Source organism: Rhodoferax sp. ZS1R8, assembly GCF_056521325.1.
In genome coordinates, this window is record NZ_JBWMBA010000190.1 from 1 (window position 1) to 617 (window position 617).

Here is a 617-nt window from a genome sequence, read left to right on the forward strand (position 1 = left end):
ACGCGAAGTACCCAAACTGCAGCGCGATGGCGTTCGCCTGCGTTTCTTGGGCGCGCGCGAGGGTTTGTCGGCACGGGTCAAAAAGGGTTTGGAAGACGCAGAGGCGTTGACCGCCAGCAATACGGTTTTGTCGCTCAATGTCTGCTTTAATTACGGTGGTCGCTGGGACATTGCATCGGCTGCCGCGCGGTTGGCGGCTTCGGGAACACCCATTACGGAAGAATCCCTGTCACGCGCGCTATCCATGTCGTTTTGTTCGGATCCCGATCTGTTGATTCGAACGGGCAATGAAATGCGCCTGAGCAATTTTCTGCTTTGGCAGTCCGCCTATTCCGAGCTGTACTTCAGCAACTTGCTATGGCCAGATTTTGACGAAGCAGCCTTGGACGCGGCCTTGTTGGACTATGCGTCACGTGAGCGTCGGTTTGGAAAGACTTCAGACCAACTCTCGGGCAATTCGGCCAAGACAACCTAACAAGGACGCCCATGCTGAAGCAAAGAATCATCACGGCACTGTTGATGCTGGCCATTTTGCTGCCGGCCGTGTTCTATCCCGTGCCGGAAGTATTTGCCGGCGTCGCCGTTGCTTTGATCGCCGCCGCCGCATGGGAATGGGC

At 56.4% G+C, this 617-nt stretch carries 1 protein-coding gene and 1 pseudogene; both read left to right on the plus strand.

The features are described 5' to 3' along the window. Positions 1 to 475 (plus strand): polyprenyl diphosphate synthase (gene uppS, locus AC097P_RS24895; protein ID WP_479613090.1); only part of this gene is annotated, 475 nt, incomplete at its 5' end. Positions 476 to 486: 11 nt separating this feature from the next. Beyond that, a pseudogene (locus AC097P_RS24900) lies at positions 487 to 617 on the plus strand (phosphatidate cytidylyltransferase); the annotation flags it as partial.